Source organism: Bradyrhizobium sp. Tv2a-2 (genome assembly GCF_000472425.1).
In the GTDB taxonomy this organism is placed as follows: domain Bacteria; phylum Pseudomonadota; class Alphaproteobacteria; order Rhizobiales; family Xanthobacteraceae; genus Bradyrhizobium.
Genome location: NZ_AXAI01000005.1, coordinates 405,524 through 423,387, shown reverse-complemented (window position 1 = coordinate 423,387; position 17,864 = coordinate 405,524). Strand labels below are relative to the sequence as shown.

The window sequence follows — 17,864 nt, the reverse complement described above, 5'->3', positions numbered from 1 at the left end:
CCCTGGCGAGCAGGTCGCGCGCCCCGGCGCGGAGGATATCGGTCAGTGGATCGTCAACCGCGGAGGGCTGACGAAAAGCAAAAACGTTGGTAGTCTCGGTCATGGCGTATCGCTCTCCTTGAGGTTCTGGCAGGCTCGACACCCGCCTCGATACGCCGCCTCTCTCAACCCGTCATCACCCAGTTTCGGCCATAGCTCGTCATCAAGTGGCCGGGCGTCATCAAGCCGGGCACAGTGAAGAACCAGCTGTTCGCCGCGCTCGACTGGGTGCCCACCTTCGTCGATATCGCAGGTGGGCCCAAAGGCGATGAATTGAAGCAGCAGATCGAGGCGGGGAAGTACCCCGGCATCGTCAAGACGACCCTCGATGGCTTCGACCAGCGCGATTACCTCGAAGGCAAGTCGGAGAAATCGGCGCGCGACCATTTCTTCTATTTCTCGGGCGCAACACCGTCTGCGGTGCGTTACAAGAACTGGAAGATGTATTACACGATGTCGCAGCCCGGCCCGGCGGGTTGGCTCATGCCGCTGATCCCATTCCACTTCACCCTGGTCCAGAACATCAAGCGTGATCCCTTCGAACAGAACGTTGGCATCGACCAGAAATCGGCCATGAGTCTGGGCGGCGCACTCGGCGCCCCAGCGACCGCTATGCAGTACGACTGGAACATGCTGCCGATCGGTCAGCGGCTATGGGAGGCGCACTTGGCCTCATACGAGAAGTTCCCGCCGCTGCAGGCGCCGGAGTCCTATAACCTCAGCCAGGTCCTGGAGGAGGTCAAAAAGGCCAATGCCAGCCAGGCAAGCGACTAGGTTCTTGCGACGAAAATGATGCGATGAAGCGGGCGCTCCTGGCGGGCGCCCGCCTCTTTTTTCGGGGTAGTGACGGAGACGTCAGCGCTTGCTGGGGGCGCATGGCCCGGAAGATGTGCTTCGGCCAACCTTCCGCCGGCGTGGCTGCTCTTCGGGGTTTGCCGAATGCGCATAGCGCGTCCGGGATATTTCGACCAGCCTTCCTTCCATGAAACGCCTTCTGGGTACCTTCGGTCGCCCTCCGATTTCTAATCGTTCAGGGAGAGCACGATGAAGGCAACACTCGCATCGCGGCTAAAGGAAGTTCGGTCATGAAATGCAGCAAGCGGCCGTTTGCCGTCGTCTCCCTGCTCTTCGCGGCGCTTTTGTCGTTGAATATTGAATCACTCAATGCGCGCGACGCCGATCTCGCCTCTCGCACCTTCGCGGCAGCCCAGACGGCTAGACAGCAATGCACAAATACCTGTCGTGCGCGATATCGCGACTGTCTTCATCAGAAAAAGATACCGTCCTACGAGTGTCGGGGTGTTTATCAGGACTGCATCCGAAACACTTGTGCGGGTTTAGGACCAGGATAATCAACGTGCCTTTCTGGCGCCGTCACGGACGGCGCCAGAGCGGTGAAGGGAGCGAATTGCCGAAACTGCATAGCTCGCGCTGGCCGGATTGGTCATCTTCCCTTCGAAGCAGTTCGGCAGGTCTGACAGGCAGAGCCAGTGCCGCGCAACAAGGGACGGAACGGCAGAAGCGACAAGAGGCGGTCCGTCAAATCGTCGCCCGCCGGGATCGCAGCGAGCACTGAAACCGGCGGCGCCAGGAACCAACCCGTTCACCCGTGGAGGTCGATGCCGCGCGTAGCCGTACTCATGGCAATCGCAGCTGTCGTGGTTGGCGGTTTGGCCTGGTTGTTCGCCAGTGGCGGACTCGGCCTGCCGGAAATGCTGCGGACCACGAGCGTGGCGTCTGCCCCTGTATTCGTCGGCAGCGAAGCTTGCGCCGGATGTCACCAGACCGAAACGGCGCTCTGGAAGCAATCCCAGCACCAGCGCGCCATGCAGCACCCCAGTGCAGCTTCCGTGCTCGGTGATTTCGACAACGCCGGTTTCGACTATTACGGCGTCCATTCCCGTTTTTTCAAAACTGACGGCAAGTTCTTCGTCGAGACTGATGGTTCCGATGGCACGCTTGCAACCTTCGAGGTGAAATACACATTCGGCATCGAACCCTTGCAGCAGTATCTGATCGAATTCCCGGATGGCCGGATCCAGGCGCTTTCCATCGCCTGGGACAGCCGGCCGAAAGACCAGGGCGGCCAGCGCTGGTTTCATCTCTATCCCAATGAGGAGATCAAGCACGACGACGTGCTGCACTGGACCAAACTCAATCAGAACTGGAATTTCATGTGCGCCGAGTGCCATTCGACAGGCGTGCGGAAGAACTACGATGCGGCCAATAATCGCTTCCATACCACCTGGGCGGAAATCAGCGTCGGCTGCGAGGCCTGCCATGGCAAAGGCTCACGGCACGTCCAATGGGCGGACGATCAGCGGAGCTGGTGGCCGTTCGGGAAGGATCGAGACCCTCTCAAGGGGCTCGCCGTCTTCCTGAACGAACGGGATGGCGTCACCTGGCAGCGCGATCCAAAGACCGGCAATCCGCAACGCAGTGCCGCGCCGGCAGCGACGCGCCGGGAGGTCGAGACCTGCGGCCTGTGCCATGCGCGACGTGGACAGTTTTCCGAGGACTGGATTCCAGGGCGGCCGTTATCCGACACCCACCTTGTCTCACCTCTTGCCCGTGGCCTCTATCACGCTGATGGGCAGATGCTCGACGAGGTCTACAACTACGGCTCGTTCAAGCAGAGCAAGATGTTTGCGGCCGGCGTCACCTGCAGCGATTGTCACGAACCACATGCAGCCAAGCTCCGCGCTGAAGGCGACGGCGTCTGCCTGCAGTGCCACGCCTCCGACAAATACGAAGTTGCCTCACACAACCGACACGAAGGCGTGACGCCAAAGGTTACTTGCGTATCGTGCCATATGCCGGTCAGTACCTACATGGTGATCGACAAGCGGCACGATCACAGCTTCCGAATTCCGAGGCCTGATATCTCTGTGACGCTTGGCACGCCAAACGCCTGCAACGATTGTCATGCCGACAAATCCGCGCAATGGGCGGCCGACGCAATCGCGCGTTGGCACGGGCCGGTTCGAAAGGGCTTCCAGAATTATGCCGAGGCATTGCAGGCATCCTGGGCCGACCGTCCCGATGCCGCAGCCCTTCTTGCGCTGGTTGCAGCCGGCGCGACAACGCCGGCGATCGCGCGGGCGAGTGCGCTGAGCGAACTACATGCGCGGGTTTCGCCAGCCAACATCGATCTCGCCCGCAAGGGATTGGCTGATCCGGATCCGATGGTTCGCATCGGCGCGCTGGACATGCTCGACGGACTGCCGGGCGACCGGCTCTGGCCCGTCGTCGCCCCGCTGCTTTCCGACCCGAGCCGCGGCGTTCGCATCAGGGCGGTGTCGGTGCTGGCGGCCGTGCCGACTGCCAATCAACCCGCCGCCGATCGCGCAGCCTTCGAGCGGGTGGCCGCCGAGTTCATTGCCGCACAGCAGTTCAATGCGGATCGGCCGGAATCCCGGGCGACGCTCGGAAATTTCTATGCGCGGCGCGGGCTCACCGGCGAAGCAGAGAAGGAATACAAGGCGGCGCTGAAGCTTAGCCCGCAATACGCGCCGGCAGCGATCAATCTGGCGGATTTGTATCGGCAGCTTGGCCGGGATGGTGATGGAGAGGCCGTGCTGAGGACGGCGATCGGATCGTCAGGCCGGGACGCAGGACTGCACCATGCACTCGGGCTCACCCTGACCCGCGAGAGACGGCCAGATGACGCGCTGGCCGAATTCCGCACAGCGACCGGACTTGAGCCCGAGCGGTCTCGATACGCCTATGTTTATGCGGTGGCGCTGCATTCGTCGGGTCGCGTCGATGAAGCGATAAAAGTCCTGAAAGAGAACCTGGCTCAGCATCCCGAAGATCGCGACACCCTGTCGGCTCTGGTGACGTTCAGCCGCGATGCTGGAGATATCGCTGCTGCTCTTCAATATGCCGAGCAACTTTCCCGCATTGTTCCGAACGATCGTAATCTGGCTCGTCTCACCGACGAACTCCGCGCGCGCTTGAAGCAATAGATCAGCGGACAGACGATGATTGCGGACTGATCACGTTGCCGATCCCGTGCCATACCTCGTCCTTCGCGGCGATCAGAGGCGGCGGAGGCAGAGTCGCGGGCGGTTCGCTGCTCCTGGCGCCATCGATCACCAGGGTGGCGATGTAGATCTCGCCGTCCGTGTAATACGGATCGCCCTCACCATTTCGGCCGAACAGGGTCGGGCCGGTTCCGGAAATCTGGAAGAAGTTTTGGACCATTCCGGCGTCGCGCAAATCGTGCATCAGCAGGTCGCGCTCGGCATCAATGTCGGGTGCAATGTGATGGGTCACCTGCCCTGTATCGTGGCTCAGGCCGACCCGGCGGTCGAAGGTAACCGAACCGAGCCAGACCGGGCGACCGTCTGTCCCCTTATCCAGCACCTGCCAGAAGCGGACATGATGCCGCCGGTCCGCGCTCCTGCCATCGGGCTTCTCGAACGCAAGCTGTTCCTTCTTTCCTTCGTAATAGAGCGGACTGACAGGCGCGTCGTGGTAGGGTCGGTCAAGGACGACGCTGCCGACGATCTCGATGCTCGTTCGCAAGGTGATCGGATCAGCAGGAAACCAGCCCGCCGCCTGCATCGCACGTACAACGTCTTCCTTGCTGCCGACGAGCCCCACATTGAGAGCGTCACCCGGGATATCGCTCGCCGTGCGCGTCACCATTGGCAGGGAAGCAAGACCTGGCTCGTGTTCGTGATGACTCCACAAACGCGGCAAGACGACGTAAGCAAGAGCAAGGTAGACGGCAAGAACACCCGCAAGGACAATCCACCATCGTCGCTTGCCCGCAATCCGCTTCATGGCCGCATCCTGACGCTTCGCTTAGTGCGGTATGGACCTCATTAGCGTGGCCGTCTGGCGGAGCACGTCTGCGCCATAGGGCCTTCAAAGATAGTGTGGCTCGGCTCCAAAGAGATATATCGACGGCTGTCATAACGTTCAGCCGTGATGCCCCATCGAGCATGCTGAACGACCCGCGCGTTGTCCCGAGCGGTTGCAACAAACCCCGATCGATGGTCTTCGCAGCCCGCGCAAAGCAATGAATTCACGCGAGAGCCGGCGCCTCTACTTCGTGAACATGGGCTTAGAAGGCGTGGGCGGCGTTGCTGCCGCTGGCGAAAGATTGAATGTCAACCAGAGGTTCCAGCCCGCTGGACGATTTTCGTTGGCGAATTCGCCGTAAGCCTTCAAGTTGAGATAGCCCTGCAGCTTGTCTCCGATCGGAAAGATGTAGCCGACCTGCGGGCCGACGCCGACCACCCGCGACTGGAAACAGCCGACGCGATCGCCGGAGCCGCTGTCGCAACCGAGCTCCTGATACAGGTAACCCACGAGGCCGACCTGCCACTGCTTGGTCAGGAATTGCGACGCGGCCCAGTCGAGGTGCATGTCAACGCCGCTCTGATATTGGGTAGACGGATTGATGAAGTTGTATGTGAATCCGAGCACCGCCGAAAATTCATGCCCGGTCTTTGGGTCGAAATAGGTGTAGCCACCGCCGGTATCGAAAGCCCAGTGCCCGATACCCAAGTTCGCAAGACGCATCGAGTCGTACATGCCGGCCGGGATGTCTCCGGTGACGTAAAACATGTAGTTGTTGACGCCGGCATTCCATTTCATCTGGTAGAATGGGATCAGGTCGCCAAATCCCACGATGTTGCTGTTGATGGCATCGGTGCGCGAGAATGGAACAGTGCCGCCGAGCGGTCCTGCCAATGTCCCTGCGAGCGTTCCCGAGAGTGAGGTCGAGTTGGCGCCGTACAGTCCTAAGAGTGCGACAGAGACCTGAGCACCCAAGACCGGCGTCGCGAAAGTGTAGGTCGGGACCATCAAGTCAACATTTATGCTTGCATTGACGTTGCCGGTGAAGCTGGCCGTCAGACTGCCAGGAACGTTGCGAATCTCGAATTCTCTCGCCAGCGCCACGTTACCCGCGGCGGAGACCGTGTCATGGTAGTAGATTGAAGTGACGGACCATCCAGGGGCCTGCGAAGGGGTAGCCGCAAGGCTGCCGAAGAATCCAGGGATCCAGAAGCTGACGCCGCCTTCATCGGCGCGAGCGGTTTGAACAGGAAGCGCCAGCAGAGCGGCAATTGCTCCAAGACGCAGATTTCGCTGTAAAAAGCTGAGCCCTGACCTCGATCGAATCCACCGCATCCGCCGGCTCCCTGATTTCCCCGACGCTCTGCTGCGAGCGCCAAATAGTCGGATTCGGACACCTGTGAATAAGATGGACATCACCCCGAAACGTCTATGCAAAATCGGCAAACAAGCGGCTCCTCGTGCGCTTATTGGACAACTGTGTCTTCGGCATCACGGTCGGCGGCCGGGCTGCCTAATTGCTGGAGCCGTCGGCTGCGGCTCAAGCCTCATCCGCCGTTTCTGCATAGCGGTGTATGGTCAATCGTCGCAAAGTCAGTAGAGTGGACAAACTTGGCCGGTTTGGCCGCAAACTTTTCGGATGCAGTCGATGTGGAGCGCCTGCCATGGCAGCGTGTCGATACCCCGCAATTCTGTCTGTCGTTGTTTCCGTTGGGGCGCTATTGAGCGAAACTCATTTGTTGCCCACCGCCCTGGCGGCTGGGGAAACGCCCAAGGACGTGCTGGCAGCCCAGATCCGCACGCAGGGGTTCGCCTGCGACAAGCCGCAACGGGCGACGCGCGACGCAAAGCAGTCCCGGCCGGACCACGATGTATGGGTCCTGAAATGCGAAAACGCCACCTACCGCATCAGCCGCTACCCGGATCTCGCGGCGAAGGTTGAGCTGGTTCGATAGCATTTTCAGCACCTCGGGCCGGGAGCTGTCATCAGCCGAGGCGGCGCTTTCGACCTGAAGCGGACTGTATCGTCGTTGTTGGCGTATGACCGTTAGACCACAGTCATCCAATGTTGCCGAAGCTGCATAGTGCTGCATGCAAACTCGGCCTTAGGTTCAGATCGCATGGGTGGCCCAACTGGGGCGCCGGGGGGCCTGCTCTTGGCCCTCAGCCCGACGGACGAGTTTGGTCCCCGCGACGAGACTTGGCAGCTGCATCCTTTGCAATTGAAGAGCACGCGGGATGTTGACATTTCGAACTTCAATCACGTTCGCGGTGATGGCGTTTGTCGTCGCTCTCGCCACGTTGCTGATCGCGATTCAGGACCGGGCTCTTCGCTGGGCCACCCAGGACGCGGCGTCTGCCTACATGGACGCGTCCAGTGCGAAAGCCTTCGGGCGGCTTCAGACGCAGCTGACTGCTCTGGCTTCCCTGGTGCATGTGCTGGCGACGAGTTCCAGCTTGGCCGATTCAAACGAGAGGACCGAGACCGGCCCCGCGATTCCCCTGTTCAAGGCCGTCCTGCAGGAGCTGCCTCAATTGGACAGTGTTTATGCCGGCTTCGAAAATGGCGCCTGGTTGCAGGTGCGGCGCATCGGCGAGCTCAACGATGAACAGCGCGAGAGGTTACGTGCGACGCCTGGCGCCAGCACCGCGATCAACCTGGTTCGTCCCACCCCTGACGGCCAGCTGCCCATGCGGCGTATCTTTGAGGATCAGCAGGGCAACGAGGTCGGACAAATCGATCTATGGAAATACGGATACGACACCCGCAGGCGGTCCTGGTATCGCGACACGATGAAAGCCGACCGGTCGCTGGTCTCGTCGCCCTATCTTTCGTTCAGCATTGGCGCACCGGTGATCACGGTCAGCGCGCCCTTGCGGGGCAAAGTGCCCGGCGTCCTTGCTGCCGATCTCAAGCTGGACACCTTCAGTGATTTCGTTCAGGCGCAACGCCCCGGAGAGCACGGAATCGTCGTGATGTTCGACTCGACTGGTGCGCTCATAGCCCACCCGGATTTTGCCGAATTCATCGTCAGTGCGTTGACACATCCATCCGAACCGCAATTGCCAAACATCAAGGAGATCAAGTCCGGGATTGTGGCGGCCGTCTTGCGGAGGTCACGGGGACGCGACCAGTACGATGGAAGTATCCGTGATGACCAAGGGCGGGATTATCTGTTCAAGGTGGTGAAGTTCGCTTTGGGCGACCAGTACAGTGCAGGCATCATGTTGTTGGCGGCCCAGGAAGACTTCGCCAAAGATGTGAGGAGGCTCCACTTCACCGGACTGGTTCTGGCAACAATTGCCAGCGCCGCCTTCCTTCCGATCGTTTGGATATTCGGCAATGGGATGTCCCGGGCCCTGAAAAGGATCACGGCCGAGGCCGTTAAGCTTCAGACGCTCGCCGAGCCCGGCCCCTCACCGGTCCCGTCGCGCATCAGGGAGCTTCACGAGCTTGGTAGTGCGATGACGCTCGCGCAGCGAGCCATTTGGTCATTCGCCCACTTTGTCCCCAAAGAGCTCGTCCAGCGGGTCGTCGATAATTCCATCTCCACGGAGCTTGGTGGAGTCCGAGAGGAGATCACCGTCGTCTTCACCGACGTTCGGGATTTTACGACCATCGCGGAGTCTGCCGACCCCGACATCCTCATGCACCAAACGTCGCGCTATTTCTCCGTGCTCACCGACGCGTTCCTCGCCGAAGGCGGAACAATCGATAAGTTCATTGGCGACGCCGTGATGGTGTTCTGGAACGCGCCCAATCCACAGCCAGACCACGTCGAGCGAGCCTGCCGGGCAGCCCTTGCGGCCAGATCGGCAGGCGAGAAGCTCAACGCCGAGTTTGAAACCGAGGGTCTGAAGTCGTTCTTTACCCGGTTCGGGATTCACGTCGGGGAGGCCGTGGTCGGCAACCTCGGATCAACCGAGCGGATGAACTACACGGCGCTCGGCAATACGGTGAATCTTGCAGCGCGCCTCGAAGGCGTAAACAAGCAATTTGGGACAGCTATCCTTGTGAGCGAAGCCGTCTATTTGCGCGTTCGGCACTGCTTCCAGTTCAGAGCCTTCGAATCGGTCGTTGCCAAGGGGATGACCAGGGAAACCCGTATTTTCGAGCTCGTGGGGACGGCGACATGACATCAGCTTCGATCTCACGGGGTATCGTGCTGGGTCTACTCGCCTTGCAGTTCCTGCTCGCCTTCGTTCGCGCGGCCGGCGCGGGCGAAGATACCATCAAAATCGGCATTCTGCATTCTCTGTCCGGCACCATGGCAATCAGCGAAGCGGTACTTAAGGACACGGTTCTCATGTTGATAGCAGACCAAAACACGAAGGGTGGGCTGCTCGGACGGAAGCTGGAGCCGGTCGTCGTAGATCCGGCATCCGACTGGGACGTCTTTGCGGAAAAAGCCCGCCAGCTGCTCGCGACCGAAAAAGTCGCGGTCGTGTTCGGGTGCTGGACCTCCGCCTCCCGTAAATCCGTTCTGCCAGTCTTCGAGGAGCTGAACGGACTGCTCTTCTACCCGGTGCAATACGAGGGTGAAGAAAGCTCGCGCAACATTTTCTACACCGGAGCAGCGCCGAATCAGCAGGCAATCCCCGCCGTTCGATATCTGATGAGCAAGGAAGGAGGAGAAGTTCGCAGATGGGTTCTGCTCGGTACTGACTACGTCTATCCGCGCACGACCAACAGGATACTGAATGCGTATCTCACCGCGCAGGGGGTGTCGCAAGACGACATTACGACGATTTATACGCCATTTGGCTATTCCGAATGGAGAGACATCGTCGCGAAGATCAAGGCCTTCGGCTCGGCGGGAAAAAAGACTGCGGTGATATCAACCATAAACGGGGATGCGAATACGTACTTCTACAGGGAGCTCGCAGATCAACAGGTAGACGCCAATGCAATTCCAGTCATGGCTTTCTCCGTTGGCGAGCGCGAATTGCTCGACGCGGTCATTTTCCCCGTCGGGCACCTCGCGGCCTGGAACTACTTCCACACGATCAAGTCGCCAGAAAACGAAGCGTTCGTGAAAATGTGGGCGGACTTCACCGAGCAACGGGACAAAATAACGAATGACCCGATGGAGGCCACCTTCATTGGCTTCAGGATGTGGGCGCAAGCCGTTGCCCAGGCGGGCACCACCGAGGTAAATGCAGTCCGGCAGGCCATGTACGGTCAAAGAATTAAGGCGCCGAGCGGCTTCGAGGTGGTGATGAACACCAATCATCATCTTTCCAAGCCAGTCATGATAGGCAAAATCAATTCTGCCGGGAGCTTCGACGTCATTTGGCAGTCGATCAATCCTGTCAGGGCGGATGCGTGGAGCAGGTATATCCCCGATAGTGCCAAGCGTACGGCCGATTGGACCTTTCCCTGGGTCTGCGGGGGGTGCATAGAGCCGAGATTCAAGGATTGGTGACGGTCTCGACGGTCTTTTCCGATCGTGCGCGCCGACGCCGATCAAAAGTCGGTGGCGAAATCAGCCGGCAGGCGATAAAGAGCGGCAATGCGGACCTGCTTCCTCGCCATGCTCGTCGCCGTCCTGTCGGGTTCAGCGGTTCTGGCCGATCCGGTCAAGCGCCCGAAGCCAGATCACGCCACTCCCCTTGATCGGCTTCCGCCTGCAAAGAGCGCCGCTGATAATCGCTGCGCCGCGTTTGGTCCCGGTTTTGTGAAAATCGAGGGCACTGACAGCTGCATGAAGGTCGGCGGCTCTGTCACTGTCGATATCGGCGGCACCGTCCGGCCGCGTTGAGAGCTGGACAATTACTGTCTAAATGCTTCGCGAGCGGCGGAAGCCATCGGCAAATGGGGACATTCGCCGCGATTGTTGTGCGCGAGATCGATCGTAAATCCAGGCGCTATATTGCCCGGTTGCACGGAAAGATAGCGGTCGACACGACGCCGAGCATGCAAAAAGATGTCAAGCCGCGTTGCGAGCCGTGAGATTTCGCTTTCACAGGCGAGAAATCTCCCAGAGCAACGCGCAGAACGCCTTTGGCACACGAAAGTTACTAGCGCAATTCGCGCGGTTCGGTGAGTCTATTGCGCCAGATGTCGCAGTCGTTGGAACGAAAGGAACGCTCATGTCTCGGACAGTGGCACAAATGATTGTCGACGTGTTGGAGCAGGTCGGCGTGAGGCAGATTTTTGGATTGATCGGCGATTCGCTCAATCCCTTGGCGGATGCAGTTCGGCGCAGCGACATCGAATGGATCGGAGTCCGGCATGAGGAAGGCGCGGCACTTGCAGCAGCCGGCCAAGCGCAGTTGACCGGCCGGCTTGCGGTTTGCGCGGGCACCACGGGCCCAGGCAGCAATCATCTTGTTGCAGGACTCTATGAAGCAAGCCGCCATCATGCGCCGGTGCTGGCGCTTTCTGGCGAGATGCCGCGGCGGCTGAAGGGAATCGAGTTTTTTCAAAGCAGCGAGCCTGATCTGTTGTTCCGCGATGTGTCGCTTTACACCCAGACCATCTCGTCGGCTGCACAGGCCGCGAGCGTGGTACACCAGGCAATCGCGACAGCCTATGCGGGGCCCGGCGTCGCGCACTTGACGCTTCCGCAGGATGTGTTGTGGGAAGCGGCGCATGGCGCGCCGACGAGTCTTGCGACACTGCGGCCGCGAAATGAGGTGTCGCCTGGAGAAGCGGAAGTTGATGAGTTGGCTCGCCGCATCAATGAGGCACGCAACGTTGTTGCAATGTGTGGCTTCGGCTGCCACGGCGCCGCCGACCTGGTGCGGCAACTGTCAGATCGGCTGAAGGCGCCGCTGGTCCATACGGTGCGTGGCAAAGACATCCTGCCCTACGATGATCCGCGATGGATGGGTGGGCTTGGCATGATCGGCACTGAACCGGTTTACAGCGCTGTGCAGCACTGCGATCTACTTCTGATGCTGGGAACGGATTATCCCTATTCAAACTTCCTGCCCGCTCACGGTAATGTCGTGCAGGTCGATGAGCGCGCGGCTGCGTTAGGTCGAAGAACGCGAACCTCCTATGCGGTCGTCGGGTCGGTCAGACCTACGCTGGAACTTCTGCTGGCGAAGCTGAAGCCGAAGAATGATGCGACTTTCTTCGATCGCGTGAACAAGGAGCGGGCCAGGTGGGATGACATGCTGGACCGGCAGGCCAATCCGAGCAGGAGCCAGCACACGATTCACCCTCAGGCCGTAGCAAGAACCGTCAGCGATCTCGCAAAGCAGGATGCGGTGTTTGTTCTGGACACGGGCCTGAACACGCTTTGGTCCGGCAACTGGATTCGGCAAAGCGGCAGCCAACGAATTGTGGGCTCGTTCAACAATGCGGCCGTCGGCACCGCACTCGGTCAAGCCAATGGAATTCAAGCGCTTGATCGAGGCCGACAGGTCATCGTGCTGACCGGCGACGGTGGCTTTAACATGCTGATGGGCGAATTCATGACAACCGTTCACCACAAGCTGCCTGTCAAGGTCGTGATCTTCAACAATGCGGCACTTGGCCTTATCACGCTGGAAGCGGAAAGCGTTGGGATCGTCCCCTTCAAGGAAGCGATCGAATTTCCCAATCCCGATTTTGCCGCGCTCGCGCGAGCCTGCGGAGCGAAAGGCTTTTCAGCCAAAACGCCGGACAACCTGCTTGCTGCGATCGTCGAGGCGCTGAACTGCGAGGGGCCGGCGATCGTCGATTGCGTTGTTGCATCGGATGAGATGCCAAATATTCCGCATCTCGAATTCGAGCAGATCACGGGCTACGCCAAAGCCAAGATAAGGGAAGCCATCGCAGCCGTGATAGGCGGATGATCATGTGCCGCGTCATGGACGATACCTGCGCGATGCTGACCCCCGGTCGCCAGCGCAGGCCGTGTGGGTTCAAAAGCGGGTTGAGCCCCCGATGTTTTCCCTGAGATGTGCCACACCAGGTCAGCGGCCTGGGTCGGCCGCACCGCAGCATCATACCCGATTGGTAAAGGTCGTTTGGCCTAATGGACGATAGCGTGGGCGCCTGAATTTGGTTGTAAATTGGCGCCAGCGGCGCAATCGTTGAAAAAGCGCGAAAAGATCGTCGGGAGGAGAGCAATGGTTTCGAGATGGAATCGGCGTGCTTTCATGGGGAGCGCAGCAGGGGCGCTGGCGATGCCCTACCTGCTCCGCAACGCCTGGGCGGACGATGCGATCAAGTTGCGCTGCTCGCTTGATACGGCGCCATCGCATCCGCGCAATCGGGCGATTGTCGACTATCTGGCCAAGGTGGACGAGGCGAGCAAGGGCAAGATCAAGTCGGAAGTGTTTCATTCCGGCCAGTTGTTCGCCGATCTCAACGTGTCCAAGGCGTTGATCCAGGGGCAGGTCGACATGGCCGCTCCGGGCACCTGGACCATCACCGGGCTGGTCCCGGATGCGGATTATGCCCAGCTGCCCGCCCTCTATGGCCAGCCGATCGATGTCATTCGCCGCTGTGTCGACGGCCCTCCCGGAGAACTCGTCGAAAAGCAGATCGAGGCCAAGGTGCGCTCGCACATTCTCGGTCATTGGCTCGATCTCGGTAACGAGAATTGGTACACGACGAAAAAGGAGATTCGAACGCTCGAGGATTTCAGCGGACTGAAGATCCGCAGCCCCGGAGGTGCGGGCATTTCCTGGCGCATAGGCTTCGTCCACGCCATTCCCAACGTGACACCCTGGCCCAACGTTCCGCTCGCGCTGTCGCAAGGGACGTTCGATGGATTTGTGAGCTCAGACGAGAGCTGCACTTCGGCCAAACTTTGGGAGGCGGGCGTCAAATATTCCTACGCCGACCATCAATTCTTCGCCAATTACATCCCCATGGTCAGCGACGCGTTCTGGTCGAAGCTCGGAGAGGCGGAGCGAAAGCTGATGCGCGATGTCTGGTCGGACAACGTTGAGGGTTACCGGGCGATGTCGGCTAAATCGCAGGCCGACGCGCGCGAGACGATGACGTCGCACGGCGTTACCTTCGTCGACCCCACGCCAGAACAATTCGCCGCCGACCGCAAGCGCATGATCGCGGCGCAAGCCGACCTGATCCGCGACGCCAAGCTTTCGACCGACATGGTCAAGCTCGTGAACGATGCCGTCGGCAGTCACAGCTGAGATGGAATCCTCCGAAAGCAAACCGTTGTTGCGTGACGCGTGGTGGGACAAGGCCGAGCGCTTCCTCATCGGCCTGCTCGGCCTCTCGGCGATGCTTGTCGGCCTGGTGCAAGTGGCAGGCCGTTATATCGCTCCGCGCTACGCCATCTCCTGGGCCGAGGAGGTGATCGTCTATTTGATCGTCTGGGGCATCATGCTTGCAGCATCGCAACTGGTGCGCACGGACGGACACGTGCGGCCCGATCTCGTGCTCAGAGCCGTTCCTGCCGGTGCGCAGCGATGGATGGAAGTCCTCAACTGCATCGCTGCGCTGGTGTTCTGCATTGGACTTGCCTGGTATGGTTGGAGCATCGTTGCGACCTCCTGGCAATTGGACGAGCGCAGCTCGTCGGATCTGCAGTTTCCCATGTGGCTCTATTCCGCGGCGATCCCGACCGGGGCTTTGCTGATGACCGGACGTTACCTGGCCAGACTGTACCGCTACCTCTTCTACTTCGATTCCGAGACGATGACCGTCGGCCATATCCCCGAGCATGAACGAACCGGCGGATCGGGCGCGTTGCCGCCAGCGACAGACTGAGCGCGTTGGGGCGGACGGGGCACAGCAGTCATGTCGGTCATTCTGTTGTTGCTGTTGTTCTTCGGCCTCCTGGCCGTCGGAATGCCGATCTTCCTGGTGCTCGGACTGTGCGCGGCGGTTCTCTACATCGCGTCCGGAGAGCCGCTTGTCGGCGTCGCGCAGATTGTCATCGATCATCTCAATTCACCGACATTGATGTCGCTGCCGCTGTTCGTCATGGCGGCCACCTTCATGCGCCATGGTGGTGTCGCCAAGGCGCTGGTCGACGTATCCGCCGCCTGGCTCGGTGGTATCAGGGGCTCGCTCGGCCTCGTGACGGTCGTGGCCTGCACGCTGTTCGCGGCGATCTCGGGCTCTTCGGTTGCGACTGCGCTCGCGATGGGAACGATCCTGCTGCCGGCGATGATCGACAAGGGCTATCCGCGCAGCTTTGCGCTGGGGGTGGTCGGCGCGTCGGGCACCATCGGCATCGTGATCCCGCCGTCCCTGGCGCTCATCCTTTACGGCATCGTTGCCGAACAGTCGGTGCCGCGCCTATTCCTTGCCGGCTTATTGCCCGGTCTGTTACAGGCTGCGGTGTTCTTCTGCTGGGTCTGGTATGACGCGCGACGGCGGAAATTCCCTGTCGAGCCGAAGCTTCCGCTGGCCGAGCGCTTGCGGGTCACAGTGAGGGCGATACCGGCCCTGATCGTTCCGGTCATCGTACTCATTGGTATCTATGGCGGTATCGTCACCGTGACCGAAGCGGCGGCCATTGCCGCGGTGGTGTCGCTCATGGTCAGCCTCGTCTACTACCGCGGTTTTCATTGGTCGGAAACATTGTGGGTGGTTGCGGACGCGCTGAAAAGTGCCGGTGCGATCATGTTGATCGTCGCCGCCGCGCTGGCGTTCGGCCACTGGATGACGGCCTCGGGCGTTCCGGCCGAGCTCGTTAAATGGGTCTTGGCGCGCAATCTGGCGCCCTGGCAGTTTCTGTTGACCATCAATGTGCTGCTGCTCGTATTGGGCTGCTTTCTCGAGGTGATCGCAACGCTGCTGCTGGTGCTGCCGCTGCTCGCGCCGGTCTTGCCGGCGCTGGGCGTCGACCCGGTGCACTTCTCGATCATCTTCACCCACAATATGGAGATCGCGCTGGTCCATCCTCCGGTCGGATTGAACCTGTTCGTGCTGTCGACGATCTCGCGCGCGCCGATTGGTGAGGTCGTGCGTGGCGTTCTGCCGTTCCTGATCTTGCTGCTGATCGTCCTGATGATCATCACTTACGTGCCCGCCCTGACGCTGTGGCTGCCACACGCGGTATACGGAGACTAGAGCCGATGCGGAGCGAATTCGAGACGATCACCGTCGAGCGGCGCGACAACCACGTCCTCATCGTCACCTTGAACCGGCCGGAGGCGGCCAATGCGTTGAACACCCAGATGGGCCTTGACCTGATGGAACTGTTCGAGCGGTTTACGGTCGATCTCGAGGGGCTGAGAGCGGTCGTGTTGACCGGGCAGGGAGCCAAGGCGTTCTGCGCTGGTGGCGACTTGAAGCAGCGCAACGGCATGACGGACGAGACGTGGCAGGCGCAGCATCTCGTCTTCGAGCGCATGTTGCGTGCGATCCTGGCCTGTCCCATTCCCGTGATCGCCGCGGTGAATGGGGCGGCCTATGGCGGCGGCTGCGAGATCGCTGCTGCGGCCGACTTTGTCTATGCCTCGACCAATGCCCGATTCGCGCTGACTGAGGTGACGCTCGGCATCATGCCCGGTGCCGGCGGCACGCAGAATTTGCCGCGCGCGATCGGCGAGCGGCGCGCGAAGGAACTGATCCTTTCCGGCTTGCCGTTCTCGGCCGAGGAGGCCGAACGCTGGGGATTGGTCAACCGGGTGCTGCCGCCGGACGAGTTGCTGCAGGCAACGCTTGAGATCGCCGGCCGCATTGCCGGCAATGGTCCGATCTCCGTACGTCAGGCCAAACAGGCCATCCATCGCGGCCTGCAGATGTCCCTCGCCGATGGTCTCGCGTTCGAGATCGAGGCCTACAATCGATTGATTCCGACTGCTGATCGTCGCGAAGGCGTGCTCGCATTCAACGAGCGGCGCAAGCCGAACTTCCAGGGCAGATAGCAGGGCGCGGCATCAGCCCGCCACGCTGCTTACGGCGAAATCGGTGCGCGTGCAGAACGCGCGGCTGGCGACATCACGAAGCGGAAGGCGCGGAGCTTGCCGTCGCTGCGGCTCGCAAAGGTCTTTCCGCAGATCGTGCAGGCCTCGTTGCCGGTGGGGCCGTCAACAGGGGAGCTGTCGACCGAGGCGGACTCGGCCAACAGATACAGCGCGCCACAATGGGCGCACGTCACGTCGGAAATTTTCATGGGCCTGCACGCAAACGGAGGATCGATGCAGCGCAATTCTTATTGGAATTGTGACAATTGTTCAAACGTCCCCAGGCAGCAAGTCGGAAAGACAAGTTTTTATTGTTTGAACGTTGATTTGGGGAACATTTTCATTGGCATGCACCGGAATATGGGAAGGATTGTCACGCCGGCTGATGCGTGACCGCATCGCTCATCTCACGGCGCCGAACCGGGCGCTGCTACCCAGACGTCGCTCTGCTTGACCAGTTCGATCAACGCCTGCGGATCGAATTTGCGCGCGCCCTTCGGCAGTTCGAAGAGGCCTGACGCCTGCTGCTCGTTACGAATGCTCTCGGCGGTGATGCTAGCGCCGTCGTCGGTCCTGATACGCAACGGGAATCTGTGGACGCGGTCGATCCAGCCGACGAAGGGACGACCCGACGCGGGGGTGGCGCGATAGACCATCGTCTCGCGCGCGCCAATGGTCTCCGCTGGTGCCGGCTCGCAGTGCCAATCGCCTTGATCCGCCAGTCCCGCGACCTGCGCCATTGCCTGCCATTGCCTGCATGGATTGTCTGGATCGACCGGTACGAACAGCCGCACCAACGCGGTTGATTGCCTGGCATCCATGAATACGCCTGGTGCCGGGCGCACCAGATAGGCGGCAGGTTTGGAGCCGTCGATCAGGAAGAAGGCGTCAGGGAAGTCCGGGCTGTCAAGCCGGACCTTGTCGCCCGAAACGCGCAAGTGACCCGCCGCGGTCGTGACGCCATCCTGGGTGCGCGTCAACTCGGCAGAGAATTGCTGGGCCCGGCTCGGCGTACCGGCCGTCCACGCAACCATCAGCGCCAGCAGGCCCGATCGCAATCCGGGCGTGGCGGACATCTTCCTGGATCCGTTCTGCTTGAACATCTGGTCGTTCTCAATGAGCATCAAAAAAGCAGCGCCGGCTGAACCCGTGAAGGTCCAGCCGGCGCCAACTCAACTCACGTT

15 protein-coding genes and 2 pseudogenes are annotated in these 17,864 nt (G+C 60.5%); 13 read left to right on the top strand and 4 right to left on the bottom strand.

The window, feature by feature from the left end:
* Nucleotides 1-195: 195 nt before the first annotated feature.
* Nucleotides 196-813: pseudogene (locus A3AI_RS0113240) on the top strand (arylsulfatase); the annotation flags it as partial.
* An 866-nt stretch (nt 814-1,679) separates the two neighbouring features.
* Nucleotides 1,680-4,007 carry a tetratricopeptide repeat protein gene (locus A3AI_RS0113235; RefSeq protein ID WP_024516041.1) on the top strand — a complete coding sequence of 776 codons (2,328 nt, stop codon included), beginning with the start codon at nt 1,680-1,682 and terminating at the stop codon, nt 4,005-4,007.
* A 1-nt stretch (nt 4,008) separates the two neighbouring features.
* Here the strand turns inward: A3AI_RS0113235 and A3AI_RS0113230 are convergent, their stop codons facing one another.
* Together A3AI_RS0113230 and A3AI_RS0113225 are read right to left on the bottom strand one after the other, a co-directional pair.
* A complete protein-coding gene (locus A3AI_RS0113230; protein ID WP_024516040.1) occupies nt 4,009-4,830 on the bottom strand; it encodes an LssY C-terminal domain-containing protein in 822 nt (273 codons plus the stop codon).
* A gap of 264 nt (nt 4,831-5,094) precedes the next feature.
* Nucleotides 5,095-6,186, bottom strand: coding sequence for a SphA family protein (locus A3AI_RS0113225; protein WP_024516039.1), 1,092 nt, complete (start codon nt 6,184-6,186; stop codon nt 5,095-5,097).
* A 386-nt stretch (nt 6,187-6,572) separates the two neighbouring features.
* On the opposite strand from A3AI_RS0113225, the gene A3AI_RS42625 reads away from it, so the two are divergent.
* From A3AI_RS42625 to A3AI_RS0113175, 11 genes and pseudogenes are all read left to right on the top strand, one after another.
* Nucleotides 6,573-6,806 carry a hypothetical protein gene (locus tag A3AI_RS42625; protein ID WP_063615462.1) on the top strand — a complete coding sequence of 78 codons (234 nt, stop codon included), beginning with the start codon at nt 6,573-6,575 and terminating at the stop codon, nt 6,804-6,806.
* 283 nt (nt 6,807-7,089) lie between these two features.
* Nucleotides 7,090-8,988: an adenylate/guanylate cyclase domain-containing protein gene (locus tag A3AI_RS0113215; RefSeq protein WP_024516037.1), complete on the top strand. Its 1,899-nt coding sequence runs from the start codon at nt 7,090-7,092 to the stop codon at nt 8,986-8,988.
* Nucleotides 8,985-10,277 (top strand): urea ABC transporter substrate-binding protein, encoded by a 1,293-nt coding sequence (gene urtA, locus A3AI_RS0113210; protein ID WP_024516036.1) that lies wholly within the window; start codon nt 8,985-8,987, stop codon nt 10,275-10,277. Before A3AI_RS0113215 ends, urtA begins: the two co-directional genes overlap by 4 nt.
* A 108-nt stretch (nt 10,278-10,385) precedes the next feature.
* Nucleotides 10,386-10,613 (top strand): porin, encoded by a 228-nt coding sequence (locus tag A3AI_RS0113205; RefSeq protein ID WP_198030107.1) that lies wholly within the window; start codon nt 10,386-10,388, stop codon nt 10,611-10,613.
* Nucleotides 10,614-10,666: 53 nt separating this feature from the next.
* Entirely contained in the window at nt 10,667-10,804 is a 138-nt protein-coding gene (locus tag A3AI_RS47485) for a hypothetical protein (protein WP_156927752.1), read from the top strand.
* A gap of 140 nt (nt 10,805-10,944) precedes the next feature.
* Nucleotides 10,945-11,220 (top strand): annotated as a pseudogene (locus tag A3AI_RS50225) (thiamine pyrophosphate-binding protein); the annotation flags it as partial.
* A 210-nt stretch (nt 11,221-11,430) separates the two neighbouring features.
* Entirely contained in the window at nt 11,431-12,639 is a 1,209-nt protein-coding gene (locus A3AI_RS0113195) for a thiamine pyrophosphate-dependent enzyme (RefSeq protein ID WP_245286877.1), read from the top strand.
* Between the two features lie 306 nt (nt 12,640-12,945).
* Nucleotides 12,946-13,950, top strand: coding sequence for a TRAP transporter substrate-binding protein DctP (dctP, locus tag A3AI_RS0113190; protein WP_036048106.1), 1,005 nt, complete (start codon nt 12,946-12,948; stop codon nt 13,948-13,950).
* 1 nt (nt 13,951) lies between these two features.
* Entirely contained in the window at nt 13,952-14,530 is a 579-nt protein-coding gene (locus tag A3AI_RS0113185; RefSeq protein WP_036048103.1) for a TRAP transporter small permease, read from the top strand.
* 30 nt (nt 14,531-14,560) lie between these two features.
* Nucleotides 14,561-15,841 (top strand): TRAP transporter large permease, encoded by a 1,281-nt coding sequence (locus A3AI_RS0113180; RefSeq protein ID WP_024516031.1) that lies wholly within the window; start codon nt 14,561-14,563, stop codon nt 15,839-15,841.
* A 5-nt stretch (nt 15,842-15,846) separates the two neighbouring features.
* Entirely contained in the window at nt 15,847-16,641 is a 795-nt protein-coding gene (locus tag A3AI_RS0113175) for an enoyl-CoA hydratase/isomerase family protein (protein ID WP_024516030.1), read from the top strand.
* A gap of 29 nt (nt 16,642-16,670) precedes the next feature.
* Here the strand turns inward: A3AI_RS0113175 and A3AI_RS0113170 are convergent, their stop codons facing one another.
* Together A3AI_RS0113170 and A3AI_RS0113165 are read right to left on the bottom strand one after the other, a co-directional pair.
* Nucleotides 16,671-16,889: a hypothetical protein gene (locus A3AI_RS0113170; RefSeq protein ID WP_024516029.1), complete on the bottom strand. Its 219-nt coding sequence runs from the start codon at nt 16,887-16,889 to the stop codon at nt 16,671-16,673.
* 198 nt (nt 16,890-17,087) lie between these two features.
* The gene (locus tag A3AI_RS0113165; protein WP_198030106.1) at nt 17,088-17,756 is read right to left on the bottom strand and encodes a hypothetical protein; all 669 of its coding nucleotides are present in this window, start codon (nt 17,754-17,756) and stop codon (nt 17,088-17,090) included.
* Nucleotides 17,757-17,864 lie beyond the last annotated feature (108 nt).

Coding starts and splice junctions, on each gene's coding strand:
- A3AI_RS0113235 (WP_024516041.1), top strand. CDS start 1,680: ATGGCAATCGCAGCTGTCGTGGTTGGCGGTTTGGCCTGGTTGTTCGCC.
- A3AI_RS0113230 (WP_024516040.1), bottom strand. CDS start 4,830: ATGAAGCGGATTGCGGGCAAGCGACGATGGTGGATTGTCCTTGCGGGT.
- A3AI_RS0113225 (WP_024516039.1), bottom strand. CDS start 6,186: ATGCGGTGGATTCGATCGAGGTCAGGGCTCAGCTTTTTACAGCGAAAT.
- A3AI_RS0113215 (WP_024516037.1), top strand. CDS start 7,090: ATGTTGACATTTCGAACTTCAATCACGTTCGCGGTGATGGCGTTTGTC.
- urtA (WP_024516036.1), top strand. CDS start 8,985: ATGACATCAGCTTCGATCTCACGGGGTATCGTGCTGGGTCTACTCGCC.
- A3AI_RS0113205 (WP_198030107.1), top strand. CDS start 10,386: ATGCTCGTCGCCGTCCTGTCGGGTTCAGCGGTTCTGGCCGATCCGGTC.
- A3AI_RS47485 (WP_156927752.1), top strand. CDS start 10,667: ATGGGGACATTCGCCGCGATTGTTGTGCGCGAGATCGATCGTAAATCC.
- dctP (WP_036048106.1), top strand. CDS start 12,946: ATGGGGAGCGCAGCAGGGGCGCTGGCGATGCCCTACCTGCTCCGCAAC.
- A3AI_RS0113185 (WP_036048103.1), top strand. CDS start 13,952: ATGGAATCCTCCGAAAGCAAACCGTTGTTGCGTGACGCGTGGTGGGAC.
- A3AI_RS0113180 (WP_024516031.1), top strand. CDS start 14,561: ATGTCGGTCATTCTGTTGTTGCTGTTGTTCTTCGGCCTCCTGGCCGTC.
- A3AI_RS0113175 (WP_024516030.1), top strand. CDS start 15,847: ATGCGGAGCGAATTCGAGACGATCACCGTCGAGCGGCGCGACAACCAC.
- A3AI_RS0113170 (WP_024516029.1), bottom strand. CDS start 16,889: ATGAAAATTTCCGACGTGACGTGCGCCCATTGTGGCGCGCTGTATCTG.
- A3AI_RS0113165 (WP_198030106.1), bottom strand. CDS start 17,756: ATGTCCGCCACGCCCGGATTGCGATCGGGCCTGCTGGCGCTGATGGTT.